This is a genomic window from Subsaxibacter sp. CAU 1640 (assembly GCF_023156585.1).
Lineage (GTDB): Bacteria > Bacteroidota > Bacteroidia > Flavobacteriales > Flavobacteriaceae > JBPOFM01.
On the sequence record NZ_JALNMI010000005.1, the window covers coordinates 223,669 to 249,945 of the forward strand.

General features: G+C 38.4%; 27 protein-coding genes. 15 read left to right on the forward strand and 12 right to left on the reverse strand.

Annotated elements, in window-relative coordinates; all coding sequences use genetic code 11:
* Positions 1-62: 62 nt before the first annotated feature.
* The 5 genes from M0G43_RS13425 to M0G43_RS13445 are packed head-to-tail and all read right to left on the reverse strand — an operon-like array spanning position 63 to position 4,997.
* The gene (locus tag M0G43_RS13425; protein WP_248027197.1) at positions 63-1,142 is read right to left on the reverse strand and encodes an AAA family ATPase; all 1,080 of its coding nucleotides are present in this window, start codon (positions 1,140-1,142) and stop codon (positions 63-65) included.
* A gap of 2 nt (positions 1,143-1,144) precedes the next feature.
* Entirely contained in the window at positions 1,145-2,341 is a 1,197-nt protein-coding gene (locus M0G43_RS13430; protein WP_248027200.1) for a DUF4350 domain-containing protein, read from the reverse strand.
* Complete coding sequence (locus tag M0G43_RS13435) at positions 2,338-3,102, reverse strand: DUF4129 domain-containing protein (RefSeq protein ID WP_248027202.1); 765 nt, start codon at positions 3,100-3,102, stop codon at positions 2,338-2,340. The genes M0G43_RS13430 and M0G43_RS13435 overlap by 4 nt, the downstream gene beginning before the upstream one ends.
* The gene (locus M0G43_RS13440; protein WP_248027204.1) at positions 3,095-4,033 is read right to left on the reverse strand and encodes a hypothetical protein; all 939 of its coding nucleotides are present in this window, start codon (positions 4,031-4,033) and stop codon (positions 3,095-3,097) included. The genes M0G43_RS13435 and M0G43_RS13440 overlap by 8 nt, the downstream gene beginning before the upstream one ends.
* Positions 4,020-4,997, reverse strand: a complete 978-nt coding sequence (locus M0G43_RS13445) for a stage II sporulation protein M (protein ID WP_248027206.1) — start codon at positions 4,995-4,997, stop codon at positions 4,020-4,022. Before M0G43_RS13445 ends, M0G43_RS13440 begins: the two co-directional genes overlap by 14 nt.
* A 23-nt stretch (positions 4,998-5,020) precedes the next feature.
* Here M0G43_RS13445 and M0G43_RS13450 point away from each other — a divergent pair, with 23 nt between their 5' ends.
* Together M0G43_RS13450 and M0G43_RS13455 are read left to right on the forward strand one after the other, a co-directional pair.
* Positions 5,021-5,764: an RDD family protein gene (locus tag M0G43_RS13450; RefSeq protein ID WP_248027208.1), complete on the forward strand. Its 744-nt coding sequence runs from the start codon at positions 5,021-5,023 to the stop codon at positions 5,762-5,764.
* Positions 5,765-5,972: 208 nt separating this feature from the next.
* Positions 5,973-6,578 (forward strand): trimeric intracellular cation channel family protein, encoded by a 606-nt coding sequence (locus M0G43_RS13455; protein WP_248027210.1) that lies wholly within the window; start codon positions 5,973-5,975, stop codon positions 6,576-6,578.
* A gap of 102 nt (positions 6,579-6,680) precedes the next feature.
* Here the strand turns inward: M0G43_RS13455 and M0G43_RS13460 are convergent, their stop codons facing one another.
* Positions 6,681-8,843: a M3 family metallopeptidase gene (locus M0G43_RS13460; RefSeq protein ID WP_248027212.1), complete on the reverse strand. Its 2,163-nt coding sequence runs from the start codon at positions 8,841-8,843 to the stop codon at positions 6,681-6,683.
* 97 nt (positions 8,844-8,940) lie between these two features.
* Positions 8,941-9,420, reverse strand: a complete 480-nt coding sequence (locus M0G43_RS13465; protein WP_248027214.1) for a DUF305 domain-containing protein — start codon at positions 9,418-9,420, stop codon at positions 8,941-8,943.
* 151 nt (positions 9,421-9,571) lie between these two features.
* On the opposite strand from M0G43_RS13465, the gene M0G43_RS13470 reads away from it, so the two are divergent.
* The 10 genes from M0G43_RS13470 (at position 9,572) to M0G43_RS13515 (ending at position 18,397) form a co-directional block, all read left to right on the forward strand.
* Positions 9,572-9,946 carry an RDD family protein gene (locus tag M0G43_RS13470; RefSeq protein ID WP_248027216.1) on the forward strand — a complete coding sequence of 125 codons (375 nt, stop codon included), beginning with the start codon at positions 9,572-9,574 and terminating at the stop codon, positions 9,944-9,946.
* Between the two features lie 254 nt (positions 9,947-10,200).
* Complete coding sequence (locus M0G43_RS13475; RefSeq protein WP_248027218.1) at positions 10,201-10,551, forward strand: SdpI family protein; 351 nt, start codon at positions 10,201-10,203, stop codon at positions 10,549-10,551.
* Positions 10,532-11,374: a hypothetical protein gene (locus M0G43_RS13480; RefSeq protein ID WP_248027220.1), complete on the forward strand. Its 843-nt coding sequence runs from the start codon at positions 10,532-10,534 to the stop codon at positions 11,372-11,374. The genes M0G43_RS13475 and M0G43_RS13480 overlap by 20 nt, the downstream gene beginning before the upstream one ends.
* A complete protein-coding gene (locus M0G43_RS13485) occupies positions 11,367-11,921 on the forward strand; it encodes an SdpA family antimicrobial peptide system protein (protein ID WP_248027222.1) in 555 nt (184 codons plus the stop codon). The genes M0G43_RS13480 and M0G43_RS13485 overlap by 8 nt, the downstream gene beginning before the upstream one ends.
* Complete coding sequence (locus M0G43_RS13490; protein WP_248027224.1) at positions 11,914-12,840, forward strand: sporulation-delaying protein SdpB family protein; 927 nt, start codon at positions 11,914-11,916, stop codon at positions 12,838-12,840. The genes M0G43_RS13485 and M0G43_RS13490 overlap by 8 nt, the downstream gene beginning before the upstream one ends.
* A gap of 513 nt (positions 12,841-13,353) precedes the next feature.
* Entirely contained in the window at positions 13,354-14,262 is a 909-nt protein-coding gene (locus M0G43_RS13495; RefSeq protein ID WP_248027227.1) for a hypothetical protein, read from the forward strand.
* 416 nt (positions 14,263-14,678) lie between these two features.
* Positions 14,679-16,358 (forward strand): SBBP repeat-containing protein, encoded by a 1,680-nt coding sequence (locus tag M0G43_RS13500; protein WP_248027229.1) that lies wholly within the window; start codon positions 14,679-14,681, stop codon positions 16,356-16,358.
* A gap of 145 nt (positions 16,359-16,503) precedes the next feature.
* Entirely contained in the window at positions 16,504-17,220 is a 717-nt protein-coding gene (locus M0G43_RS13505) for a hypothetical protein (protein ID WP_248027231.1), read from the forward strand.
* Positions 17,221-17,358: 138 nt separating this feature from the next.
* Positions 17,359-18,048 carry an HNH endonuclease gene (locus tag M0G43_RS13510; protein WP_248027233.1) on the forward strand — a complete coding sequence of 230 codons (690 nt, stop codon included), beginning with the start codon at positions 17,359-17,361 and terminating at the stop codon, positions 18,046-18,048.
* 112 nt (positions 18,049-18,160) lie between these two features.
* Positions 18,161-18,397 (forward strand): hypothetical protein, encoded by a 237-nt coding sequence (locus M0G43_RS13515; RefSeq protein WP_248027235.1) that lies wholly within the window; start codon positions 18,161-18,163, stop codon positions 18,395-18,397.
* Between the two features lie 32 nt (positions 18,398-18,429).
* Here M0G43_RS13515 and M0G43_RS13520 read toward each other — a convergent pair whose 3' ends face one another.
* Positions 18,430-19,134: a peptidylprolyl isomerase gene (locus M0G43_RS13520; RefSeq protein WP_248027237.1), complete on the reverse strand. Its 705-nt coding sequence runs from the start codon at positions 19,132-19,134 to the stop codon at positions 18,430-18,432.
* Positions 19,135-19,138: 4 nt separating this feature from the next.
* On the opposite strand from M0G43_RS13520, the gene M0G43_RS13525 reads away from it, so the two are divergent.
* Both M0G43_RS13525 and M0G43_RS13530 read left to right on the forward strand, forming a co-directional pair.
* The gene (locus tag M0G43_RS13525; protein ID WP_248027239.1) at positions 19,139-19,786 is read left to right on the forward strand and encodes an NUDIX hydrolase; all 648 of its coding nucleotides are present in this window, start codon (positions 19,139-19,141) and stop codon (positions 19,784-19,786) included.
* 38 nt (positions 19,787-19,824) lie between these two features.
* On the forward strand, positions 19,825-20,634 hold the full coding sequence (locus M0G43_RS13530) for a lysophospholipid acyltransferase family protein (RefSeq protein WP_248027241.1): 810 nt from the start codon (positions 19,825-19,827) through the stop codon (positions 20,632-20,634).
* A 51-nt stretch (positions 20,635-20,685) separates the two neighbouring features.
* Here M0G43_RS13530 and M0G43_RS13535 read toward each other — a convergent pair whose 3' ends face one another.
* The 3 genes from M0G43_RS13535 to M0G43_RS13545 form a co-directional block, all read right to left on the reverse strand.
* Positions 20,686-21,327 (reverse strand): hypothetical protein, encoded by a 642-nt coding sequence (locus M0G43_RS13535; protein ID WP_248027243.1) that lies wholly within the window; start codon positions 21,325-21,327, stop codon positions 20,686-20,688.
* Between the two features lie 4 nt (positions 21,328-21,331).
* Entirely contained in the window at positions 21,332-21,826 is a 495-nt protein-coding gene (locus tag M0G43_RS13540; RefSeq protein WP_248027245.1) for an RNA polymerase sigma factor, read from the reverse strand.
* 174 nt (positions 21,827-22,000) lie between these two features.
* The gene (locus M0G43_RS13545) at positions 22,001-22,669 is read right to left on the reverse strand and encodes a lysoplasmalogenase (protein ID WP_248027247.1); all 669 of its coding nucleotides are present in this window, start codon (positions 22,667-22,669) and stop codon (positions 22,001-22,003) included.
* A 165-nt stretch (positions 22,670-22,834) separates the two neighbouring features.
* Here M0G43_RS13545 and M0G43_RS13550 point away from each other — a divergent pair, with 165 nt between their 5' ends.
* Positions 22,835-24,988: a TonB-dependent receptor gene (locus M0G43_RS13550; RefSeq protein ID WP_248027250.1), complete on the forward strand. Its 2,154-nt coding sequence runs from the start codon at positions 22,835-22,837 to the stop codon at positions 24,986-24,988.
* 4 nt (positions 24,989-24,992) lie between these two features.
* Here the strand turns inward: M0G43_RS13550 and M0G43_RS13555 are convergent, their stop codons facing one another.
* Positions 24,993-26,198 carry an NAD(P)/FAD-dependent oxidoreductase gene (locus M0G43_RS13555; RefSeq protein WP_248027252.1) on the reverse strand — a complete coding sequence of 402 codons (1,206 nt, stop codon included), beginning with the start codon at positions 26,196-26,198 and terminating at the stop codon, positions 24,993-24,995.
* Positions 26,199-26,277 lie beyond the last annotated feature (79 nt).

Consider the following 26,277-nt stretch of genomic DNA (forward strand, 5'->3'; position numbering starts at 1 on the left):
AAGATAAACGATTAACGATTGATAATTAACGATTACTGAAAACTGCGACTGAACACTGCCAACTATCTAGGTATTTCAACAGCTTCAATAATCTGTTTGATAATCTGTTTTGTGCTGACACCTTCCATTTCGCGTTCTGGAGTGACGATAATACGATGTTGAAGCACAGGAATGGCAGCTTGCTTGATATCTTCTGGTGTTACGAAATCGCGTCCATTCATAGCTGCAAACGCCTTACTCGCTCTTAAAATAGCAATCGATGCCCTTGGCGATGCACCTAAATACAAAAACGGATTGTTTCGAGTATTCACGATGATGTCTGCAATGTATTTCACCAAATGCGATTCGATGATGATTTGGTTTACCAAACCTTGAAACTTACTGATTTGTTCCTTTGTTAAATGCGAAGTCACTTTATCTAATTTCGCTTCACCTTTTAAATTTTGTTCTCTGTTGATTATTTCAATTTCTTCTTCAAGATTAGGATAATCAATATCTATTTTGAACAAGAAGCGGTCCAATTGTGCCTCAGGAAGTCGATACGTTCCTTCTTGCTCAACCGGATTTTGTGTTGCCAAAACGATAAAAGGCAAATCCATCACATACTTGTGACCATCGATGGTAATTTGGCGTTCCTCCATAACTTCAAACAACGCAGCCTGTGTTTTTGCAGGTGCCCTGTTGATCTCATCAATCAAAATCATATTAGAGAAGATAGGACCTTGTTTGAACTCAAACTCTGATGTTTTCATATCAAAAACCGATGTTCCCAAGATATCACTCGGCATCAAATCTGGAGTGAACTGAATACGGCTGAACCCAATGTCCAAGGACTTTGCCAAAAGTTTTGCCGAAATAGTTTTTGCCACACCAGGAACACCTTCAATCAGCGAATGCCCATTTGCCAAAATAGAGGCAATCAGCATATCTACCATCCCTTTTTGGCCTACTATGACCTTACTGATTTCATCTTTGATGAGTGCTATGCCGTTTTGCAATTCACTTAAATCAATACGATTTTTAAAGTTGACCGTATCTCCTTCTTCCTGCACAGTATTCGGATTCAAGACTGATTCGAACTCATTTTGTTCGTTCTCATTGTTGGGAGTTGGGTTTAAATTGTCGTTTTGGTTATCTTCCATAATTATTTATTGTAAAAATCTTCAATACGTTTATTCAGGTTCAATAGGTCGCTTTCTGTACAATTGGGTTTTGCCTTTAAATATACAATAAGGTCTATCAATTTTTTGGTAAGTTCTTTATCTTTTCCAGATTTGACACTCAAATTCTTCACAAATTTATCGTCCAAGAGTTGCGTGTCGAGATAATATACTCTTCGGATGTATTCCAAAAAGTACGTAATTTTCTTATCGATAAGGTTGTTGTGGTCCTTGGTTTCGTAATACAGATTGCCAATGGTTTTTGTGAAGGCAACAGTTGTGTTTTCCAATGGTTTGATGACCTTGACGATACGTTGTTTTCGCTTCGCATTAAAAATCATAAACAGAACAAGACTCAATAGCGCCAAATACCAAGCTGATCTTAACGCTGGCTGGCTCAACACAAATCGCATAGGCGAGCTTCCCAAATCTTGACCAACTTTTGAATGGTAATCATAGTAAATGGCATCATCTGGCAAGTAAGACATCGCTGCAGCCGCATACTTCTGATTGTCTTTTTTCAATAGATGATAGTTGGTAAAAGCAACCGGTTGAAGGTGTAAATACACGCTGCCATAGCCATAATCGATTTTCACAAAATTGATATGCTTAATAGAATCGAATTTTTGATAACCCAAAACAGTTGTAATGGAAGAATTTAATTTTGAGAAGTAAATGTTGCTCAAACCTTTATCAATGGTGATGGAATCATTCTTAAAAGTTGAGTTTGTAAAGCCAAATTCCGCTTCGCCTTTGATGTCGTAGCGATGTTCGGTATCTAAACCCAGCGAATCATAAAACTTTTGAGGCGGATAAGAGGTAGAGATGAAAACATCATTACCATAAGATGCAAAATCTAAAAGTTCTTGTGCCGAAACATCATCAATGGCGGCATATTCATCGATATGAACGTAAGAGCCAGAAATGGAATAAGTACTGTCCTGCCAATTATAATAGTCATCAAAATACTCGTAAGGCGACACTTTGATGTCTTCAATATCACTATCAGGAAATAGATTTGGCAGTTCTTCGTAAAAAACAAAAGTTCCGTAAGGTATTTTATCTGTTTCTTGATAAGTTCGTGACCAATCGATAGGCGTTTCCTTTGAAAACTCAATGATGGTGAGCCCAACAAAAAGCACTACGAGCAAACCAATATATATTTTTACTGTCTTGCTCACGCCTTTATCGATTTTAAAAATTTGGTAAAAGCAGTCTTGGCCTTGTCAAATTGCTGTTCGTTGACATCAAATTCACCATACCAAATATAATTGTAGAGATATGATGTGTATGAGAACTCGTCTTTTATTTGTTTTGAAACGATTTCGTTGTAATAGTCGCTGTTTGTTTTTTCAACATCGTATTCTATGATTTCGGCATTTGTCAAACCTTTCAGTAACCATAGATAGTAATATCGAATTGCCAAACGATAATTGCCATCTTTTTCTGCATTAGCAGTCAGTTTCTTAAAATCAGTACTATGAATGTTCGTCTCAACGTCAGTAACAGGAATGATGCTTTTATCGGACGATTTACCAAAAATCCATTTACCTTCATCATTCATCACAGCTTTAAAGATGAAGTAAATCACCAATAAAAAGATGATGACTCCGCCAATTTTCAACGCAATATCCGTAGCTCTTGAAGCCTGACCAGCGCTATTCAGATTGAATAAATCTCGAAACAGGTCATTCAGCCATTGTTTGAAACGCGTCCACCAACCAGCATTCTCAACGTTACGTTCGTAAACAAATTCATCACCTTTATATTTATCCTTAAGATTATCGTATTCACGCGGCTCGATTGAAGTATCATCAGACGGAATGGAATCAATCAAGGTTTGCTGCTGTGCCATTTCAGTCGAAACAGTTGATACGGCAAAGCCATTGACCGAAACGCCAAGGCAAATAATAAGGCAATATATCCAGAGTTTTTTATTCACCAGAACCTATTTGGTCAATGACGCTTTTAGTGTTGATGTTTTCGTTTTCCTCTTTCAAACTATAGAAAATAATGCCTTGATTGAGTTGGACGATGACACCCAAAATGGCACCAGCCAAAAAGCTTAAAAAGAAAATTGCCAACATTACAATCATCATCGTATAGCCTATTTGTTCTGGGTCTGGGTTGCCGCTTTCAATTGTAGTGAACAAACTAGCCACTCCAAAAATATATGGAATCATTGAAAAAATTCCTTGAACGATATAGCTCATCAAGAAAAACAGACCAACACTACCAACGGCTGGCCAAAACTTTGACGTCAAAAGTGTCCAGGCGTATCCAAAACTATCCCAAATGCCTCGTTTTTTCTCCAAATACTCCATTAAGGACATATTGTAAAAAAGACTGAATGCACCAATAAGTACAGGTACTAACAACATTCCTACAATGGTGATCACCAAAATAAACATCCCAATACCCAATGCGATGACCAAAGGAATGGCTAGCAACAGCGCGCACAGCAAGAAAATGAAAATTTTACCAATGTTTGATTTGTATTCAGAAACCAATTCCGACGTGCCAAATGCAGTGTTTTGCTCTTTGGCATATAGCTTTAAGTAAATAGGTACATAAGAATAAGATATCACACCAGCAATCAGCGCAATGATAAAAAACACGATGAACAGTATAATAAACAGCCCTGCATTGTCATTCATATAATCGTCAATGACAGTCGGATTATCCTGCATCAAGCCACCAAAAATAACATCGGTGTAAAACTTTGTAAAGAAATACATCATCACCATCAGAAAGATCAAAAAGATGCCGTTGATGGTAAGGTAATGCTTGAAGAAATGCTTTCCATTCAATTTTAGAAAGGCAAACGTATCTTGAAAAAAATCACCAAAGCCTCTCGATTTATATAATTGCATACTGTTTTTTAAGTTTTTTATTGAGGATGAATGGATAAATCAAATAATAATAGGAGATGATACTCAACGTAATTAAAATAATGCCTACCGAAAGCCAATTGGGCATCACGTTGGAATATCTGGTGACGTAGCCTTCCAAAAATCCGGCACAAAATGTAAATGGAAAAGTACTGATCAAAATCTTGACACCATCTTTCATTCCCATTTTAAAGGATGTCAAACGTGAATAGGTTTTTGGAAACAAAATACTTGCGCCTAGCATCAATCCCGCTGCGCCTTCAATGACAATGGCAAAAATCTCCATCGCTCCGTGAATCCAAATACCGCGAACACTTTCCCAAAGCACACCTTCTTTATGAAAGAAATACTGAAACGAACCCAGCATTATACCATTATATAATAAGGACAGACCTGTACCTAATCCGCCAAAAACACCAAGAATAAATGTACGGATGCCAACATAGAGATTATTAAGCGTAATGCCTATAAAACTTCCCCAATTACTACCGCTTTTATACACGGCAACAGGATCACCTTTTTCAATGTTTTCCAAGGTCATATTCACATAATGATCACCCAAAATCAAACGGACAAAGGTGTCATCAAAAGCTGCCGACAAAGCGCCAATACCAACAAAACTTCCAAATATAATAAATGCGTAGAGGACGTATCGTCGATATTCATAAACAATCATTGGTACTTCAACCTTCCAGAAATGCACAAAGCGATTGGTGTCCTCACGTTTCGTTTTGTAAATTTTTTGAAATGCCTTTGCCGCAAGGTTGTTTAAATAAATTATTGTTTTACTTTTGGGATAATATGTTTGAGCGTAGGCGAGGTCGTTTATCAATTGAATATAAAGGGATGCCAATTCATCAGGATTTTTAAGGTTTTTTCCGAAAATTGCCTGTTCAAAATGAAACCATTTTTCTTTATTTTGTTTGATAAAAGCGACTTCTCTCATAGGGATTCAAATTAAAGCAATTAATGACAGAGTTACAAATAAATACTACCCAAAACGTGAACATTAGTTTTACGGCTGCAAGTGTGGGCGAGCGTATTTTGGCGTATGTGATTGATTGGATCATTAAGATTGCATACATCATTGTGACCTATCAAATCACTTTCAATCTGTTAGAGGTTGATAGAATGATTGAGGATATGGACCAGTGGTCGCAAATTGCCATTTACGTCACCTTTTATTTACCTGTGGTGTTCTACACGCTTATTTTTGAAACCTTGCTCGACGGACAAACCCTTGGCAAGCGTATTTTGAGAATCAAGGTGGTTAAGATTGATGGGTATCAAGCCTCGTTGGCAGATTTTGTCATCAGATGGTTTTTCAGGATTGTCGATTTGAATATGATGTCTGGTGTGGTGGCACTGATAGCAATTATTACAAGTCCGCGCAACCAACGCCTTGGTGATATGACTGCAGGAACCTCTGTGATCACTTTAAAGAACAATATAAATATCAGTCATACCATTTTGGAAGAACTGGAAGATACCTATCAACCGAAATATCCTAACGTCATCAAATTATCAGATAATGATGCACGAATTATTAAGGAAACTTTCAACACAGCAAAAGCATCCAGAGATTATGCAACGCTGATTAAATTGCGAGATAAAATTGTTGAAGTCACGGAAATCAAAGTGGTGAATGAAAATGATATGCAGTTTATTGATACCGTTTTAAAGGATTATAATTACTATACGCAAAGTATGTGAGCAGCGAACCGCTTTAGAACCAAGAACCAAGAATCAAGACAGGTGACCGGTGACGAAATAGCTTTGAGCTTTTAGCTATGAGCAGTGAGCTATTAATAGTTAGATATGATGAAAATTGATAATTTTGTACTCACAACTCACAACTCACAACTCACAACTCACAACTCACAACTCACAACTCACAACTAATCCCTAATCACAAATCCCTTTGTTTTTCCAAGTCATAGACATCCTCGCCACTACAGCCTTCGCCATTTCAGGTGCATCGGTTGCTATGAACAAAAAACTTGATGTATTTGGTGTACTGATTATTGCCTTTGTGACTTCGGTAGGCGGTGGAACTGTTAGGGACGTATTGATTGGCCAAACGCCTGTAGCTTGGATGACGAATATGATGTACGTCTACGTCATCGTGGGTGCCACAATTTTCACAATCATCTTTCAAAATAAAATCAACTATCTACGAATGTCCTTGTTTCTGTTTGATACCATTGGTATCGGACTTTACACAGTGGTAGGCGTAGAGAAAGGTTTAATGATAGGTTTGCATCCCATTATTTGTGTTGCTTTGGGTACAATGACTGCCTGCTTTGGTGGTGTCATTAGGGATATTCTTTGTAATGAAATACCAGTTATTTTCAGAAAAGAAATCTATGCCACAGCTTGTATTGCTGGTGGTGTAGTGTATTTCGCCTTAAGACAATTACCTATTGACAACAACCTTATTTTTGTCATTGCAGGTGCAGTCGTCATCACCATTCGATTGATTGCTGTGAAGTTTAAAATCAGTTTGCCGAGTATTTATAGGTCATAAAAAAACCACGCGAATGGCGTGGTTTTAGAATTCTGTCTGGTCGAGCGCAGTCGAGACCTCAAGATGAAAAGTTCTCGACTCCGCTCGAACGGCCAATGATAATTATTCTTTTGTCACAGGAAAACCTCTATCTCGCATCAAAGCTTCGATTTTGGCATCACGTCCTCTAAACAAACGATAGGCTTCCGCTGGGTCCATTGAGTTTCTTGGTGCAAAGAGATACTTGACCAATTTCGCCGCAACGTCTTTATCATAAAATCCGCCTGGTGCATCTCTAAAAGCTTCCGAAGCATCACTCGTCAAGACATCTGCCCACATATAACCATAATAAGCTGTGGCATATCCTTCACCTGAAAACACGTGTCCGAAATGTGGCGTTCTGTGACGCATCACCAATTCTTTTGGCATGCCAAGTTCGGTCAAGGTTTCACGTTCAAATTTATCTACATCTATATTTGCAGGGTCTGCCAAATGAAATTTCATATCCATAATGGCGGATGCCAAATATTCGGTAGTGGAGAATCCTTGGTTAAAGGTTGATGCTTTTTTGATTTTCTCTACCAAAGATGCTGGAATCGGTTCACCTGTTTTGTAGTGTACCAAAAACTGGTTGATGACTTTATCGGTCGATAACCAACGTTCTAACAATTGCGATTGAAATTCAGTATAATCTCTAACGCCACCATTTAAGGTAGGATATTTAACATCCGCAGAAAAGAAATGCAAAGCGTGTCCAAATTCGTGAAAGAAAGTTGTGGCATCATCCCAAGAAACCAAAACCGCTTCGCCTGGTGCAGGTTTTACAAAGTTGGAATTATTTGAAGCCAAGACATTTTTCTCACCTTCAAAAGAATCTGAACTTCTATAAGTCGTTGCCCAAGCGCCTGAACGTTTTCCTTCGCGAGCATAAGGATCCAAATACCAAAGCCCGATGTGTTTGCCAGAATCTTTATCGGTAACTTCCCAAACTTTCACATCTTCATTAAAGACAGGCACAGACCCTTCTGGTACTGGTGTGAATTTATAATTGAACAATTCACCAGCCGTGAAGAACATCGCCTCGGTCAATTTATCCAACTGTAAGTATTGTTTCACTTCCTCGCTGTCCAAATCGTATTTTTTCTGTCTTACTTTTTCAGCATAATATCTGTAATCCCAAGGTTCGATGGTAATGTTGTCACCATTGGCATCAGCCACCGCTTGCATATCTTTCACTTCTTCCTTAACACGAGCTATGGAAGCTGGCCAAACAGCCATCATCAAATCCATAGCATTTTCTGGTGTTTTTGCCATACGGTCTTGCAAACGCCAATCGGCATAATTCTCATAGCCCAACAATTCCACGCGCTCTCTACGCAATTTTAGAATGTCTGCCACTATTTGATTGTTGTCATATTCATCACCGTTATCACCACGAGAATAGTAATTGTTCCAAACCTGCTTGCGAAGTTCGCGCTCTGTAGAGTAGGTGAGGAATGGGTCCATTGAAGAGCGTGTGTTTGTAATAGCGTACTTGCCGTCCTGACCTTTATCAGTAGCAATCTTCGCTGCCGATTTAATAAACCCTTCAGACAATCCGCCTAACTGGTCTTTGGTCAAATATGTCACATAGTTCTCTTCGTCGTGCAATACGTTGTTAGAAAATTTGGTGTAAAGTGTTGACAATTCTTTATTGATGTCAGCATAGCGCTTTTTCTTTTCGGCATCAAGGTTGGCGCCATCCATTTCAAAACGTTTGTAAGTTAAGTCGAGCACACGCTGCTGGTCTGCTTCTAAAGGTTTGCTTTGTGAAGCATCATAAACCGTCTTGATACGCTGAAACAACTTTTCATTCTGCGAAATTTTAGAGCTGTATTCAGAAAGCTTCGGAGCCAACTCCGCCTGAATATCCCTAAACTCTGGCGTAGAGACATTGCTACTCATAATGCCATAGTACGTAAACACGCGATCCAGTTCTTTGCCAGAACTTTCCATCGCAACAATGGTGTTCTCAAAGGTAGGCTCATCAGGATTGTTGGCAATCTCGTCAATCTCGGCAAGGCTCAATTCCATCCCTTTTTCAACTGCTTCCTTAATGTCTTCGACCTTCATTTTGTCAAAGGCAGGCACTCCTTGGTAAGGACCTGTCCATTCCTGCAATAATACATTGTCATACGTCATCGCTGTGTCTTCTTTTTGTTTGGTCTTTTCTTTACAGTTGGTAAAGGCTATCAAACCACATAGCGCAAGGGCTTTCAGCTGTAACGAATAATTTGTTTTTGTCATTGGTTTCTGTTAATTGAGTTAAGAGCCTCAAGATATTATTTTCAGAATGGAAAATTCTTAATTATTTTATAATTTCTATAGAGTGGTAGTTGGGCTTTCACTTCTCATTTTTCAATCGTTTGATCATCGCTTTCATTTCTTCGATCTCTTTACGTTGGGCTTCAATGATACTTTCTGCCAATTCCTTCACTTCAGGGTCTTGTATGTCAGCACGCTCACTGGTAAGAATGGCGATGGAGTGGTGCGGGATCATCGCTTTCATCCACAATACATCACCTATAATGGGTTTTTGCATACGTACTAGGGCAAAAGCTCCAACACACAATATGAGGCTGCCTAAAAGAATGATCATATTCTTCTTTTTATCCTGATACATTTTTCGCATAAAAAACCACATAATGACAGCCATTGTAGAGATGCCAAGACAGGTCATATAAAAACGAGTAAGACTGAAATATACATGATCAATGCTATAGGTGTTGAGATACATAGTAATGTACATTGCCACGAACGAACAGCCGAGCATGGTAAAAAATGTTCTGTAACTTCCTTGATGGTTTTGGTTTGAATGATCCATAATATATGTGTGTATTGTAAGGTTAATCAACCTCAAGTTACGCAATGTCATACAAAGGTTTTAACGCGAATGCGGTAAATACGTGCTGATGATGTACAAGCGCAGAAATAATTTGCTATTTTAGTAACTCTTGTACAACTACACAGCAACCATGAAGGACATTGATAAATCGGTACGCTTGGCCAACTATCTTGTAGATTTATTGGTGATTTTGATATGCTATATGGTATGGATGACCTTGTTTGATTTGTACCGAATGGAAGGTGTAGTCTTTTATGCCATTATGTTTGTATACTACTTGTTGTTTGAAGCCCTATCGGGGCAGACATTGGGAAAAAAGCTCACCAAAACCAAGGTCGTGTTGAGAGATGGCACCAAGCCAAGTTTCTTTCGAATTGTGATGAGGTCTATCTTACGAATCATTCCATTTGATGGTGTTTCCTATCTATTTGGTTATGAAATTGGGCTGCACGATTTGTTGTCTTCTACAAAGTTAAGTAAGGAAGAAAATAGTAGTACAATTTAAAGTTTTTTACCAAAAACACCCCCGCATTTATCTTCTTTTATAATTTTTTAACTCATCAAGCTTTGGGTATATTTTGCATGAATATGGCTCAAATACGGATTACCGTAAAAATCTTACTAAATAAATCTGAAATCAATCATAAAAAAAAATTATCAAATTGAGGATTACCGTAATGATATGTTTTTTTTTGAAGGTAACTTTGAGAATAATCGAAAATTAGCAAGTGTTTACTTTGCAATAATTAAGTTTTTTGAATGGATTATATTATAAAAAACATCATAGCAACGTTAATAATAATCATTTTGGCTATAATAGGTTTTTTATTTACACCAAAATCTAGAAGTTCTTTTGGTTATAAGAGTCCGAGATCCATGCAAAGTGATGAAACATGGAATTACGCAAATAATCTGGCAAAAAGGCTTTTTATTGCTGTCGCTATTCTCTTTATAATTTTGGAGGTGGCCTTTTACAGCTTTTTGGAAAGTGACCTTGCATCATATAAGTATTCTTTTTTGTCACTCACTATATTATCAATATTAATAATACCAATAGTAGAAATAATGTTACACCTTAAATTTTTTAAAAATGAAAAACCTAAAAAGTAAAATTCGTTCAATTATTTTGGTATCAGCAGCCTTGGGATTGCTGATGGTATCTGCATGCTCTAAAGACGTGGCTTTTGTTCAGCCGGAAACTTCAAATTTTAAAACAGATTCAGAATTTGCCAATAGAGTTGGATCTTATTCTGACAAGCAAATTTTCGAAGGTCTATTTTTTGGTACAGGAGAAGTTGCAAGGCTAATACCTTCTATAGACCATGAATATGTAGATTATATTATGGCATTTTTGACTGAAGAAGAAATTCAAACTTTGGAAGAATTCAAAGAAAAAATATTTGCCAATTTGGTAAATAATAAGCCTGAAGAATTTGCCCGTTTTATTCAAGTCATGAAAAGCGGTGATAATGAACTTATTTCAGAGCAGATCATTTCCTTCAGTAATGTATATTATGATGAATTGAAAGCCTCTGAAGATTATGGTGAATATTTTGTCAAAGCCGAAGAGAGATTAAGAATGATCAATAGAGAAGATGTTCTTGATGAAAATGGAGCTTTTGACGAAGATAAATTAGAAGAAATTTTGACTGCTGATGATGAGAATGATAGCGGAGTGATGACCAACGAGGAAGCTATCACTACTTTGGGTGCTGCTCCGGTAATTTGCCTAACATTGATTGTGTGGAATTATGGTGTGATTGTAAACGCTGCTGCTGCTGTAAATGTTGCTATTGGAGTAAATGTTGTTGTATTATGTTTCTTCGGAGTTGGAGATGATTGTTTCAGTAGAATCAGTTCTGATGCCGACAGAGATAGATTGTTGCAAAGAGAAATGTTAATTAATGAAATTAGTGTAAATCTTTATGAGTAATAGATACAAATTGCTTATAACCTTTATACTGACCACAGCATTGTGGTCAGTATTTTTTTATCTGGTTTTAATTTCTCATTTTCAATATTCTCCAGTTAGACTTTCTAAAGTTTATACAAAAGAGATTTTCAACTTATCTCCTCAAGGATGGAGTTTTTTCACAAAAAACCCTAGATATAGTAGGTTAGAACTTTATGCGATTGAACAGGATGAGCTTATAAAAGTTACACATCCTAATTTTTCGTCACCAAACTGGTTTGGTTTTCGAAGAAAGAATAGAGAGATTCTCAATGAAGCTTTTAATGCACTGGGGCCTGTCATATCAAAGGATTCTTTGTGGTTTACTACTAAAGAGGGTAATGTAAAGGCCCTTGAAAGCATTGACGGTTATTATAACCTGAATAATAAATTTAAAGAGCCGGTGCTTTGTGGTCAATTTCTGGTAGAAATGTATGAGCCTGTGCCTTGGGCTTGGAGTGCTAATCCTAGATATAAAAACAATAAAAAATATTTATTAATTCAAATGAATTGCAAGAACGATGATTAATGATCTTATCAAATCACTTACAAAGTTTAGTGCCTATAATAGCCATACTAATGTTTACGGCTTTGCGCGTTCATTTTTTGCATTGAGTACTCTCCTTACGTTTTTGATCAATCCTAACAATGTTCTCTTTCCCGAAACTGACGGTGCTACTTCTTATGATATGGTATATACTTCAATCTTTAAAGAGATTAATCTATTTATTATATTGGGCGAACACATGATTTTGGCAAAGCTCATTGCCATTGTGATACTTGTCCTTGTATTAATAGGTATTTATCCTAGGTATACTGTTATACTCCATTGGTGGGTAGCCTCAAGCTTTTTGTTGTTGAGTCCAGCAGTCGAGGGAGGTGACCAGTTAATAGCTATTATGACGTTGCTGTTTATACCTATTGGGCTTACCGATGGAAGAAAGTGGCATTGGTCTGTCTCTGATCAACAAATCAAAAATCCACATGTGAGGTTTGTAGTTAATTCATTTTATATTGTGGCACGTATTCAGATGTTCATCCTTTATTTGCAGGCCGCCATTGGCAAATTGGCGGTAGATGAATGGACCAACGGTACAGTACTTTACTATTGGTTTGAAGACAATATTTTTGGTCTTAATGAAAATTTTAAATCTGTGTTCTTGCCTCTTATGTCTAACTTTTATGTCGTGTCGCTGCTTACATATTCTGTTCTGCTATTGGAATTCGCATTAGCATTGGCATTTGTGATGGATGAGAAAAAACGAAAGATATTCCTGTATCTTGGCGTATTTTTTCATTTCTGTATTTGGTTTGTACATGGATTGCCAACATTCTTTATTACCATGACGGGAGCGCTGATTCTATACATTATTCCATTCTATAGACATATTGATACAGATAGATTAGCAAAACTGTTTACACGCAAGCCTAAAAAACAATACGTTTAAAGATTAGAAAAAAGGCAAGATGAAATGGATCCGGCGTTGGTATATTTAGGGTTCTAATTAATAATATTCATACTTCAACTTCCTTCGTGTTTTGTCAATAGTGTCTTTTTTAAAAATGAGAAAACTATCACCTTAAAACAAAGCTTATTTTGATATATTTTTAGTAACTACACCCTCACCTCGCGTTTTTCGCGATTTTTCAAACCCAATTTTTCATCACGTTATTGAATTTTAACACTTTTTAATTGGTTTACACAAGGCTTAAATGTTAAAATTTTATGTATTTCAACGATTTTTCTTCATTTCAAACAATTGTGTTAAAAACGTAGATTTCTTAATCCTGACGTGGGTTATACGTCGATTATTTACAGCACTTTAACGATATAATTTTGATATTATCGACATAATGCAAAAAATATCGATGTACAACGTAAGGTAATTCCATATATCTTTGGAAAAAATTGGAGACGAACAACCGATTTAAAAAATAACAAAACCTAAATTTAATTACTTATGAAATCTAAAACCAAAACTCCAAATCAACAAACTGAAGTGAATGGTGAGTTTACAGAACTTGCTAAAAAAATTGAAAACACTAATGCCCTTGCCCAAGAGGTAATGGAAGAGAAACAGGCCGACCAGCCTAAAGAAGAAACCACCAGCACCGAAGCTTCAGAGCAAAAGCCAAAGGGTGTTATTAAGAAAGCAACTAAAAAGATACGTGCGTTTTATGAAACGGGTTTTGTGCCCACCATCGCAGCCATGCGTACCTTCATCGCAACGGCTACACATTTCACACCAGCTTTTGAACCAGTGTACGAACCCATTACAATACCCGAACTCACCACGGCTTCAGATCAGGCACAAGTGCTCTTCGATGCCGTAAAGGAAAAAGAGCAAGCAGAAAATGCAGCTGTAGGTACAAGAAGAATGAATTTTAAGCTGGCGCAAAAAATTGCCACCAGGTTTTTGAGCCAGTTGGCAGCCTGTGGTGCACCGGTAGATATTATTGAAAACGCAAACCACTGGCGCGATGAGCTTCGTGGCAAGCGTCGTGGCAAAAAGGTCGAAGGCAAAAAACACATCAGTAATGCGCATACCTCTTATCCTAATCAGGCACAGAGTTTCGAGAATTTGCTCATGGTAGGTCTATCTTTTGAAGGCTATGGCTCCAATACACCCGAACTGATGCCTGCAGAATTAAAGATATTTAGCAATACGCTTTACAGCAATAATCAAGACGTGAGAGACACAGAAGCGGCAAGCAAAGCAGCCCGTACGGCGCGCAACCATTTCTTTAACGACGCTGGCGGATTCTGCGATAGAGGCGAACTAGCCAAAAAAACAGTAAAAGCCATGTTCGGTGCCACAAGCCCAGAGTACCGTTCCGTAAGCCACCTGGTCTTCAGAAAATTGAAATAATCGCTCTCCTTATTAAATAAAAAAAATCCCTGCTTTTTGCGGGGATTTTTTTTATCCCCACGAAAGTGGAGATCTTTTTTTGTCATTGCGAGGTTACTCGAAAAGAAAGCACTGCTTTCTTGAGGGTATGTAGCGAAGCTGGCGACGAAGACAAACCTTTAGATTCAGCGTAGCTAATCTCTTTATCATTGCGAGAAGCTATAACGATGCGATCTGTCGTGCTAAACTGTCTTCCCAAGCATTATCGAGAAAAAATATAGATGTTGTTTCGAAGATGGCTTATGCTGCAAGCCGAGGGGTAAGATATCAATAAACAACCATAAAAAGTATAGATATTCCGCAAATGAGAGGTAAAAAACACTATTTTAGTTCAGATATAACAAGTTAGCAATTATTAAGATATTATTACCAGGACAATGCGAACTACATTACTTATTTTTTTTACGTTTATCTTGTACATTGATGTCATCGATGCTCAAACCTTTGAATGGGCTAGAGGTTTTGGAGCAAGTGAAAATGATACGAGCCATTCAATTGCCGTAGACGCTTCCGGAAATATTTACACAATTGGTACTTTTGAAGAAACCGTAGACTTTGATAGTAGTGAAATGGTTTTCAATCTCACTTCCGTAGGAGAAAGTGACATTTATATTCAAAAAATGGATCCATCAGGAAATTTTCTTTGGGCAAAATCTTATGGCTCGTCGTTAAATGATATTGGTACCTCGGTTACTGTTGATGGTTCAGGAAATGTTTATGCCACGGGATATTTTCGCAATACGGTAAATTTTAATCCTTCTGGCGAAAATGGGAATTTCACCTCTGCTGGTAGCAACGATATTTTTATACTTAAATTGGACACTTTAGGTAATTTCATATGGGCCAAATCCTTTGGTGATGCAACGTATGATGTTGGTTTGTCAATCGCATTAGATCAGTTAGAGAATATATACATTGCTGGTAGTTTCTCTGGAACTGTTAATTTTAATTCAGGTGGAGCTGATGGTATATTAGTCGCTGGAGAACAACCTGCATTTGTACTAAAGTTAAATACTTTGGGGAATTTTCTTTGGGCTAAATCCTTTGGTGGGAGAATTTGGGATATGGATATTGACATTATGGGAAATGTATATACTATTGGGAGTTTCCAAGATACTGCGGATTTTGATCCAGGGGAGGATAGTTTTTTATTGACTACACCCACCTATATGCCTGATGTTTTTATTCATAAAATGGATTCGTTTGGTAACTTTCTTTGGGCTAAATCATTTGGAGGCAACGATGAAGATTCGGGACGTGCAATAGCAGTTGATGAATTTGGAAATATATATACCACTGGCTATTTCCGTTATGCAGTAGACTTTGATCCTGGAGATGGAATCAGTGTATTGTCGGCTTCAGGCTATCCAGATATATTTGTTCAAAAACTCGACACTTCAGGATCGTTCTTATGGGCAAAATCATTTGGCGGTACATTAGGTATCGACTGGGGTACTGCGATAACCACTGATATTGGTGGAGATTTTTATCTTGCAGGAACTTTCAGTGGTACAGTAAATTTTATCCCAGAGTCAGAAAACGGCACTCTAACTTCGCAAGGTGCTAGTGATATATTTATACAGAAAATGGATGCCTTGGGTAATGGGATCTGGGTAAATTCTGTTGGAGGTTCTTTGGAAGATTCTCCAGCAAGGATTATTGCTGATTCAAACGGTAATATTTATTGCACAGGGAGCTTTAGTACAATAGTTGATTTTGACTTTGGTTCTGAAATGAGTGTGCTAACTTCTTCGGGCTATAGGGATGCTTTCATTCTAAAATTGAATTCAAATCCATTAGGAATTGATCAATTCAATTGGGATTCAAACATTATAGCCTATCCTAATCCGACATATAGTGAACTAAAAATAAAATCTGAAAAAGTTTTACAGCGAGCTCAATTGATCCTGTCTAATATTCAAGGGCAACAATTATTTTGTCAAACATTTGATGTGCTTACAGAGGCTATTATTAAAATGCCTGATGAAGCAGGAATTTATTTTTTATCGGTAGAAGCACAAGAGAATAAACGTACAATTAAAATTGTAAGAAAATAACATTTGCTAACACCGTATATAAGCTAGGACTTGATTAATCCTCATTTAAAAAATCTTTAGGATTTTTTGAAGCTAGTTTTTTATCATAGAAGGTCTGTGTCGATACACGCCACAGCTCATATAAACAAACGTTATAAGCAATACTATGAAAACAGGCAATAGAGACAACTTTAGTTCAAATATTATATCAATATTGAAGCAAAGAGCAGCATTTATTTGTTCAAATCCAGATTGTAAATGTTTGACTATTGCACCTTCTAAAACTGACCCGGAAAAAGTTGAGTTCAATGGGGTTGCATCTCATATTTGCTCTGCTGCACCTGGTGGACCAAGATATAATAGCGAAATGACTCCTGAAGAAAGAAGTGGAATAAAAAACGGAATTTTTCTATGTTCCAATTGTTCTGTTTTAATTGATAAAAACAATGGTATTGATTACTCTGAAAGTACATTAATTAATTGGAAATTAAATCACGAAAATTGGGTGGCTTCAAACCTCAATAAAAAACTTTTAGATAATAAGTCAACAACAATTAACGTTGTTTCTCATAATCAAATTGGAGGAATTACAGCTGGGGTTGTAAATGTTGGTGAACCTCAAAGAAAATTAACACCTCGACTTAAGGCTGAAACAGACAAAATGTTTCCAGACAATAATGAAAATATTTCAGTTTCTTATGTATCAGGTAACACAGAAGCCCTTAATTTTGCGACTGAAATTAAAGATTATTTGATATCTAAAGGATTTACTATAAAGGGATTGGGCTCCTTTCAAAGGTCTCCAGAAGTTTTTGGATTAGCGATCGAAAATTCTAGACACGAAAATGGTCGTTGTATTTTAGTAGGCTATCCTAAAAAATGAAAATGCATATAACACCGTCTATAATTAACCCGATGGCGCGCATTTCGGAATCCGTGCCTAAACTTTAAATCCATAATACCCGATGGCGCAGATTTCCGAATCCGTGCCACAAACCTTTAATCCGAAATCCAATCAAAATTGAGACAAATAAAAACATTTAGTGACAGTAGATTAGACACTCAATGTGCTTATTGTGGAAAATATCCAGACACGAGAGACCACGTTCCGTCTAAAATTCTTCTCGAAAAACCATATCCTGAAAATCTTCCAGTCGTACCCAGTTGTTGGGAATGCAATAATGGATTTTCATTAGACGAGGAATACTTTGCGTGTTTGATTGAATGCCTAATTTCTGGCACAACAGATTTGGAAATGCTTTCTCGACAAAGTATCGTAAAAACTTTAAAACGGAAAACAAAACTAAAAGCTAGATTAGACGATGCTTTTGTTAATGAAAATGGAAAATCGTATTTTAGAATCGAACCTGAAAGAATTGAAAATGTGATATTAAAATTAGCTTATGGACACGTAAAGTTTGAGAATAGCGACCGACAATGGGAAAAACCTGAACACATAGCTTTTGTTCCTATCGACACATTATCAGAGGACGAATTAAATTCATTCTTTGCAGTAGCGGAATTCCAGAAAGCACCAGAAATCGGAAGTCGAGCAATGCAGAATATGTACCTAACTCAAGACGGAATTCCAATTGAGAATTGGAATATAGTTCAAGACGGAATTTATCAATATTCTGTAACACCAACAATCGGAAATGTAAAAGTAAGAATACTGATTTGGAATTATTTAGCTTGCGAAGTAATTTGGTAAAAAAAACCGCACCTGTCAACGCGTAACCACAATCACAGCCTATCGGTCAAATTGAGTTAAGACCACAAAACCTTCAAAAGCCTCCGTCAACCTTTCAAAAGGTCACTCCAACTTGTCAAAAGGTCACTCCAACTTGTCAAAAGGTCACTCCAACTTGTCAGAAGGTCACTCCAACTTGTCAAAAGGCACCACCAACTTGTCAGAAGGCAACTCCAACTCGTCAAAAGCCTCCGTCAACCTTTCAAAAGGCAACTCCTACTTGTCAAAAGGCACTTTCAACTTGTCAGAAGGTAACTCCAATTTGTCAATAGGTAACGTCAACCTTTCAAAAGCCGCCGCTTACCAATAAGCACCCATACACGAAACACCAAACACTAAAAACTACTTTATAATTTCCACCTTCCTAATATAAATATTGTGCAACGGCCACTCGGCATCGTCGGTGGGCTGGTTGGCAATTTCGTCTACCACATCCATACCTGCTATGACCTTGCCAAAGGCGGTGTAATCACCGTCGAGGTGGGGCGCGCCATTGGGGTTTTGGACTATGAAGAACTGATAGGGCGACGCCATCTTGTAGGCATTCTCAATCTCGCTACTGGGCATACTCACCGTGCCGCGGGTGTGCCTAAAGCCTTTTTTGGTGTCGGGCGGCAATAGGTATTTACCAATCTTGTTGCGCTTGTCGTACAGCTCCATCTCGTCGCTGCTGCCACCTTGTATCACAAAATTTTTCACCACACGGTAAAACTGGGTGTTGTCGAAGTAGTGTTGTTTCGTCAAGAAGATAAAATTAGAGCGATGGTACAGCGTCTCTGGGTAGAGCTGTATGTCGATGGTGCCAAAATCGGTGGTGATGCGCACCTTATCTTCCTTATGCTTCTTGTCATATTCCTGAAAAAACAGCAGAGCGTTCTCATCCGTCAGGTACGGAAATTCACGTTCGGGTTCCTGCACGGTATCCTTGGGCACCTCTATTTTTGTTTCGGTGGAATCTATGGCGATGGGCGTGTTTTTTTGTTTGGATTTTTTATCTTCACAATTGAAAAGCATCACACAGAAGCAACACAATATAAGGAGTCTCATAACAATGAATTTTGAAGCATTTGTAACATCGGTATCAAAAATAGGGCAAATTCCGCTGCCGGGACAAGCATCGCAGTTTAAAATGTCGCCTCCCTTTAGAGAGGAACTGATAGCGCAGCAGCGCGAGGTGATGAAGCGCAGCAAACGAGCGGCCGTCACGGCACTGTTTTACCCAGACGAGACACAAGTTACAAAATTGATATTGATTTTAAGGAAGACCTACAAGGGCGTGCACTCTGCCCAAGTGGGATTCCCGGGCGGTAGGCGAGAGGAAGCCGACGAAACCTTGATGCACGCAGCCCTACGCGAAACGTGGGAAGAGGTGGGCGTGCCTGTGGCAGACATTGTGGTGCTCAAAGAACTGACCGAACTGTACATACCGCCCAGCAACTTTACCGTGCATCCTTTCTTGGGGATAACGCACACAACACCCCGTTTTATCAAACAAGACGAGGAGGTGGAAGATTTGATAGAAGTGCTGCTGACGGACCTGCTAGACGATGGGGTGGTGAGCACCGTAAAAGTGATGACCTCGCTCGATGTGGAACTCGAAGTGCCTGCATTTATATTGAACGGTCACGTGGTGTGGGGTGCTACCGCAATGATGTTAAGTGAGTTAAAAGACTTATTAAAAATGGTACTCTCACTTTGATATTTTCTTAAATTTGCAGTTCGATTAAAGATAAATTAATGGGATTATTCAAACGAAACCCTTTCGGACATATACTTTTTGTTAAAAAATGGCTCATCAGGATTCTTGGAGCCCTAACGCACCGAAGATATAGAGGGTTTAACGAATTGCAGATTGATGGCTCGGAAATCATCAGAAACCTTCCGGACAACAATGTGCTTTTTATTTCCAATCACCAAACGTATTTTGCTGATGTGGTGGCGATGTTCCACGTGTTTAATGCCAGTTTGAGCAATCGGGATGATACTATCAAAAACATCGGATATCTATGGAACCCCAAGTTGAATCTGTACTATGTGGCTGCCAAAGAGACGATGAAAGCCGGTCTGCTACCGAAAATCTTGGCCTATGTAGGCAGTATCAGTATTGAACGTACGTGGCGATCTGAAGGTAAAGACGTGAACAGACAAGTGAAGATGAGCGACATCAGTATGATAGGCAAAGCGCTTGATGATGGTTGGGTGATTACCTTTCCGCAGGGCACGACCACGCCTTTTAAACCGATTCGAAAAGGTACAGCACACATTATCAAGAAATACAAACCGATTGTTGTCCCTATCGTGATTGATGGTTTTAGACGCTCGTTTGACAAAAAAGGTCTGCGTGTGAAGAAGAAAAACATCCTTCAATCTATGGAAATCAAAGAACCATTGGTGATTGATTATGACAACGAAAGTATCGACCAAATAGTCGAAAAGATTGAATATGCCATCGAGCAACATCCTAGCTTTTTGAAAGTCATCTCACAGGAAGAATTGGCCGCACAGGAAGAACTTAACAAGATGCGTCAGTGGAAGACTGATGTATAGTGTTCAGTGGGCAGTGTTCAGTAGGCAGTATTTAACTTCCAACTTCTAGTTTCAGACTTCTAACTTTTTCAACTCTTTATAGTTTCTATTGAGTCTTTTCAGAAGGATTCCGTAGATGAGCCAGTAAAAGAACAATAAAATGGCTATGGCGCCCACCAAAAACACAGCGGTAATCAGGATGAACTTGGCGTAAAACACGAATAAGTTGCCATCTGCTGCGGCTTTGTGCGACATTGTGATAAGATCAGGGTTTTGATCAAACTGAACAAACAGCGCCACACCTGTAGCAATGACCAAATACACCAAATTGAAGGCCACGTAGTGTCTGACGGTTCTTCTGGTGTTTAGGATGTTTTCCATTAGGTTTTTGGCGTTGTCCGTCACTGAAATACGCTTGTAATTTCTGAAGAAAAGGTAGAAGAAATACCCTAAAACCAAATACCCCAAAACGGTTAAGGGAATGATGAGATAATCGGCGTGAAAACTATCAAACTCTTTGATGCTCTTACTATCTTTAAACGCAAAGGCTATCACAGTCCAAAAAACGAACTCTAGGATACTGATGATGAAGATCCACTTCACGATGGAGGAGGACTTCTTGAGAATCATCTTATAAATATCATCATAAGATAATTTGGGGAAGTTCGCGTTGTCCTTCTGCCAGTCTTTCTTTAATAATTCTAATTCATCCATAATCTTACGGATTTAATATTGTCTTTAATTTTGTCTTGACCCTGTTCATCTTCACACGTGCATTCACCTCGCTAATCCCTAGGGTTTCACTAATCTCTCTGTAATCTTTGTCTTCCAGATACAAGAACACCAATGCTTTTTCAATGTCATTGAGCTGGTGTACTGCCTGGTATAATAGTTTTAGCTGTTGCTCTTCAGTGTCGTCATAAGGCTCTGCCTTGATCATAAACTGAACAGGTTCAATATCGGATGTGTTGATGCGTCTTTTGGATTTGCGATACAGCGTGATGGCTGTGTTCAATCCGACGCGATACATCCACGTACTGAACTTTGAATCGCCCCTGAATTTTGGAAACGCCTTCCATAACTGGATGGTGATTTCCTGAAATAAATCATTGTGCGCTTCCTGATTGTTGGTGTACAATCGGCAGACTTTATGCACAATATTTTGGTGCTCTTCAAGCTGTTCAACAAAACTATGTTCTAGTTCTTTGTCCAAATCGATTAGTCAGTTTTAGTTGCTATGTTAGTACACATTTTATAGGATTTGTTACAGAATTTTATATATTTATTTTTAGAAATTGACTGCACTTCCTTGGTTTAATTTATTGTTTAATTCGCTTGTAAAAACCATCTGATTAATAGATTTATAACTATTCACTATAGATAAAATCTATGATGCTTTTTTGATGCCAAACACGATAAAATATTGCGCCATCGCATAGGTGAGCATAATTAAAACGTTCGCCATCGGGACAGCTCCGTAAAATTTATTGACGGCCAAAATACTATCCGACATCATAAACAAAATGGCGCCAATCACCACAAAATAATAACTCGCATTTGAAACCTTCCCTTTCCTCAAAAAGGAGGTTGTTGCCATTGTTATAATAACCAACATATACACCATTACCGGAATGAGCATTTCGCCCAAATGATCTTTCAAAAATAGAAAAAGACACAGCCCGAATAGATCTAAAATGAGGATGGTCCAGTTGAATTTCTTTTGAGAATTTCGATGCTGAAGGAACACCAAAATGTACATCACGTGCGCCAAGAGGAAAGCGACCAGTCCGAACATAAAGTAATTGGGTGAACGGTCTACAAACATCAGCAACACATCACCCAACAACGAAAACAACAAAGCCAAAAGCGTCAACACACGAATGGAACTGCTCAACGTGGCAGATTCTTTCCAAAAGAAAATAATCAAGGATGTGACGATGGCAGGTTTGGTAACGTAATGAAACGGCGCGAGGTCTGGATGGCTACCACAGAGCAACTCCAAGAGAACGAGGATTACGAACGGAATGGTAAAGCGCTTTTCGGTTTTGGTTAGCATACGTAGAAATCAATAGCTAAATATAGTGTTTTAATTGTATTGCTATGCTGGAATATCAGTTCATCCCAGTTTTTCAACAGTTCAGTAAAATGGAATTTCAAAGCCGAGCCTGTTGCCGCAACTTTGTCTCATCAATCAAAAATCGAACAGATAAAACCATCCACAATGAAATCATTAATTACAGCACTTTTTCTTTTTGTAAGCCTTATCGCTTCGGCGCAAACCAACATCAATGGGAAAGTTCAAGATGCCAACGGAATGCCAATTATGGGTGCCAATGTCTATCTTGAAGGCACGTATGATGGCAGCAACACCAACGACGATGGCGAGTTTTCATTCACTACTGATGAAACAGGCACAAAAACATTGATTGTGTCGTTTCTATCGTATGAAACCTATCGGCTTACAGTTGATGTTGCACAAATGAAGAATCTTCAGGTAAAACTTCGTGAAGATGTCAACACGCTTGACGCTGTGGTGCTATCTGCTGGAACGTTTTCCGCAGGCGACAATAGCAAAGTTTCTGTTTTGAAACCTTTGGATGTGGTGACTACAGCCTCTGCTTTGGGCGATTTTGTGGGCGCACTACAAACGCTTCCAGGCACCACAACTGTCGCCGAAGACGGACGACTCTTTGTACGAGGTGGTGAAGCCGATGAAACCCAAATCTTCATTGATGGCATTCGTGTGTTTACACCTTATAGTCCAACGACCAACAATACACCGACGCGTGGACGTTATTCGCCATTTTTGTTTGATGGCATTACGTTTTCTACTGGTGGTTATTCCGCTGAATATGGTCAAGCCTTATCGAGTGTGTTGTTGTTGAATACCATTGACGAACCGGATCAAAACAAAACAGACATAGGCATTATGACTGTAGGAGGAACGCTTGGCAACACCCAAAAATGGGAGAAAAGTTCTTTAAGTGTGAATGCTTCTTACATCAATTTGGCACCTTATATCAATTTATTTCCAGATAGAAACGATTGGGAAAAGCCTTATGAAGGTGCTTCTGGCGAGGCAGTTTTCAGACAGAAATTTGATTCGGGGCTTTTGAAGTTATACACTGCTTTTGATTATTCAGATTTTGAATTGACGCAAGAGAACATCAACATTCCAGAAGGTGCTTATTTCAAATTGAACAACAAAAATCTTTATTTCAATGGATCTTACCAAGGTGTGTTGAACAACGATTGGTCAGTTTTCAGCGGGATGAGTTATACCTACGGAAAAACCAATGTCAACATTCTTGACGGCGTCGTGGATGATACAGAAAACTCCTTTCACGGTAAACTGAAGTTCAAAAAACGCTTCAATAACCGATTGAAACTGTATTTTGGTGCAGAGTACTTCGCCACCAAGTTTGTGGAAGGTTATATGGATGATGTGATTGCACCTGTTGAATTGGGCTTCAACAATAACATAGCTTCCGCTTTTGCGGAATCTGATATCATTTTCTCTAAAAAGTTGGCTTTAAAAGCTGGTGTAAGGGTTGATTATAGCGAGTTGTTTAAAGAATTGACCTTGGCACCTCGAGTATCATTCGCTTATAAGACTGGCAGTAATAGTCAGGTGTCATTGGCTTATGGTAATTTTTATCAAAATCCTACCAATGATATCTTGAAGTTTGACCAAGATTTGAAAGCGCAAAGCACATCGCATTACATTTTGAACTATCAGTATAATTCCGAAGGTAAAATATTTAGAGCAGAAGCTTATTTCAAAGATTATCACGATTTGGTGAAGTATGATACCGATTTTGTGAGCTTTGACAGCAACTTTGATAATTCAGGTGATGGCTATGCCAAAGGATTTGATTTGTTTTGGAGAGATAACAAATCTGTGAAGAATGTCGATTATTGGGTTAGCTATTCCTATTTGGATACCGAAAGAGATTACCGCAACTTCCCGACTGCTGCACAGCCTAACTTTGCCAACACACATAATCTGTCATTAGTTGGAAAATATTGGATTGATAGCTGGAAAAGTCAAGTAGGTTTCAGTTACGGATTTGCTTCTGGAAGAACGTATACAGACCCGAATATGGAAGGCTTTTTGAATGCCAAAACCAAATCGTACAATAGTTTGAGTGTCAATTGGGCTTATTTGATTGACCAACAGAAAATCCTTTACTTTTCTGTGAACAATGTGTTGGGTTTTAAAAACGTGAATGGTTATGAATATGCCAATGTACCAGATATGAATGGTAACTTTGCACGAAGAAGTCTGCGCCCTGCAGCTGATCAATTCTTCTTTGTTGGCTTCTTCTGGACCATCAGCGATAAAGGAACCGATAATCAGTTGGATAAGCTATAGATTTTTACCTTCTGAATTTATAATAAGGCTCCAAAGGATGCGTGTTGCCCTTCAGTAAGTTCGCAATAACATTCGCACCAATCACTGAAAAGGTAATACCGTTACCGCCAAAACCAAGCAGGAAGTAAGTGCTGGGAAAATCAGGATGTTCACCAATATAAGGCAAGCCATCTTTGGTTTCTCCAAACGTTCCAGCCCAAGCAAAGTCGGCACGAAACTCATATTCAGGTAAGAGACGTTTCAATTTCTTTTGGAGCGTCTTTTCTTTTTTGCAAATCAATGAGTCACGCTTATCATCGTCTACAAAATCCTCATCTTCACCACCAATCAAGATACGATGGTCGTCAGTAGTGCGCATATACAGGTAAGGGTCAGCTGTATTCCAAAACAAAGTGTCGCACAAGTGTTTTTGCTTTTTGTCGATACGCTCGCCCACAATGGCATAGGTAGATAAAAGTTTGACAAAATCGTCCTTGATGATTTCAGTACTCTCAAAACCATTGCAATAGATAAGCTTTTTAGCCTTGATGGTGTTACCGTAATCAGTTTTGACCTTAACGCCATTTTTGGTATAGTCCATAGATGCTATTTCCGTTTTATCAAACACTTTCAAGCCTTTTTTGCAATTATACTGCAGCGCATCGTGTGCGAACTTAAAAGCGTCCATACTGCCGCCTTGTTGAGAAAGGATGCCAGCATAAGCGTCTTTGAGATGGTATTTTTTCTGAAGTTGTTCCTCTGTCAACCATTTAACGGGTAAACCAGCTTCTTTTCGTGCATCAAATTCCTTTTGAAGCATAGGAACATCCTTTTTGTAAGCTGCAAAGTAGAGCGATTCTTTTTTGTCGAATCCACAGTCAGATTTGATGTGCTTTACAATACTTCCCAGTTCATCAATCGAATCATAACACGCCCAATAATTAGCTTCAGCGGCGTCTTTGCCAATCATTTCCGTTAGTTCAAACAACGGTACGTCAATTTCATATTGCAACATAGAGGTGGTTGCCGAGGTGCTGCCGTTGGCGATTTCACGTCGGTCAATCAATACGGTGTTGTAGTCTTCGCTGATGCATTTGTGCGCCATCAAGCTTCCGGTGATGCCACCACCAACAATTAGAATGTCGATATCCAAATCTTCAGCAAGGGAAGGGTAAGACTCCAAAAGTCCGTTTTTCACCAACCAGAACGGTTCATTCGATGTTAAATCCATAGTTTGATTACAATTAGAATTGAAAATTAAAGGTTATCTATTTCAATAGTTAATTGAAAAACTAAAAAGATTAACACGG

Coding starts and splice junctions, on each gene's coding strand:
- M0G43_RS13425 (WP_248027197.1), bottom strand. CDS start 1,142: ATGGAAGATAACCAAAACGACAATTTAAACCCAACTCCCAACAATGAG.
- M0G43_RS13440 (WP_248027204.1), bottom strand. CDS start 4,033: ATGCAATTATATAAATCGAGAGGCTTTGGTGATTTTTTTCAAGATACG.
- M0G43_RS13445 (WP_248027206.1), bottom strand. CDS start 4,997: ATGAGAGAAGTCGCTTTTATCAAACAAAATAAAGAAAAATGGTTTCAT.
- M0G43_RS13450 (WP_248027208.1), top strand. CDS start 5,021: ATGACAGAGTTACAAATAAATACTACCCAAAACGTGAACATTAGTTTT.
- M0G43_RS13460 (WP_248027212.1), bottom strand. CDS start 8,843: ATGACAAAAACAAATTATTCGTTACAGCTGAAAGCCCTTGCGCTATGT.
- M0G43_RS13465 (WP_248027214.1), bottom strand. CDS start 9,420: ATGGATCATTCAAACCAAAACCATCAAGGAAGTTACAGAACATTTTTT.
- M0G43_RS13470 (WP_248027216.1), top strand. CDS start 9,572: ATGAAGGACATTGATAAATCGGTACGCTTGGCCAACTATCTTGTAGAT.
- M0G43_RS13475 (WP_248027218.1), top strand. CDS start 10,201: ATGGATTATATTATAAAAAACATCATAGCAACGTTAATAATAATCATT.
- M0G43_RS13480 (WP_248027220.1), top strand. CDS start 10,532: ATGAAAAACCTAAAAAGTAAAATTCGTTCAATTATTTTGGTATCAGCA.
- M0G43_RS13485 (WP_248027222.1), top strand. CDS start 11,367: ATGAGTAATAGATACAAATTGCTTATAACCTTTATACTGACCACAGCA.
- M0G43_RS13490 (WP_248027224.1), top strand. CDS start 11,914: ATGATTAATGATCTTATCAAATCACTTACAAAGTTTAGTGCCTATAAT.
- M0G43_RS13495 (WP_248027227.1), top strand. CDS start 13,354: ATGAAATCTAAAACCAAAACTCCAAATCAACAAACTGAAGTGAATGGT.
- M0G43_RS13500 (WP_248027229.1), top strand. CDS start 14,679: ATGCGAACTACATTACTTATTTTTTTTACGTTTATCTTGTACATTGAT.
- M0G43_RS13505 (WP_248027231.1), top strand. CDS start 16,504: ATGAAAACAGGCAATAGAGACAACTTTAGTTCAAATATTATATCAATA.
- M0G43_RS13520 (WP_248027237.1), bottom strand. CDS start 19,134: ATGAGACTCCTTATATTGTGTTGCTTCTGTGTGATGCTTTTCAATTGT.
- M0G43_RS13525 (WP_248027239.1), top strand. CDS start 19,139: ATGAATTTTGAAGCATTTGTAACATCGGTATCAAAAATAGGGCAAATT.
- M0G43_RS13530 (WP_248027241.1), top strand. CDS start 19,825: ATGGGATTATTCAAACGAAACCCTTTCGGACATATACTTTTTGTTAAA.
- M0G43_RS13535 (WP_248027243.1), bottom strand. CDS start 21,327: ATGGATGAATTAGAATTATTAAAGAAAGACTGGCAGAAGGACAACGCG.
- M0G43_RS13545 (WP_248027247.1), bottom strand. CDS start 22,669: ATGCTAACCAAAACCGAAAAGCGCTTTACCATTCCGTTCGTAATCCTC.
- M0G43_RS13550 (WP_248027250.1), top strand. CDS start 22,835: ATGAAATCATTAATTACAGCACTTTTTCTTTTTGTAAGCCTTATCGCT.
- M0G43_RS13555 (WP_248027252.1), bottom strand. CDS start 26,198: ATGGATTTAACATCGAATGAACCGTTCTGGTTGGTGAAAAACGGACTT.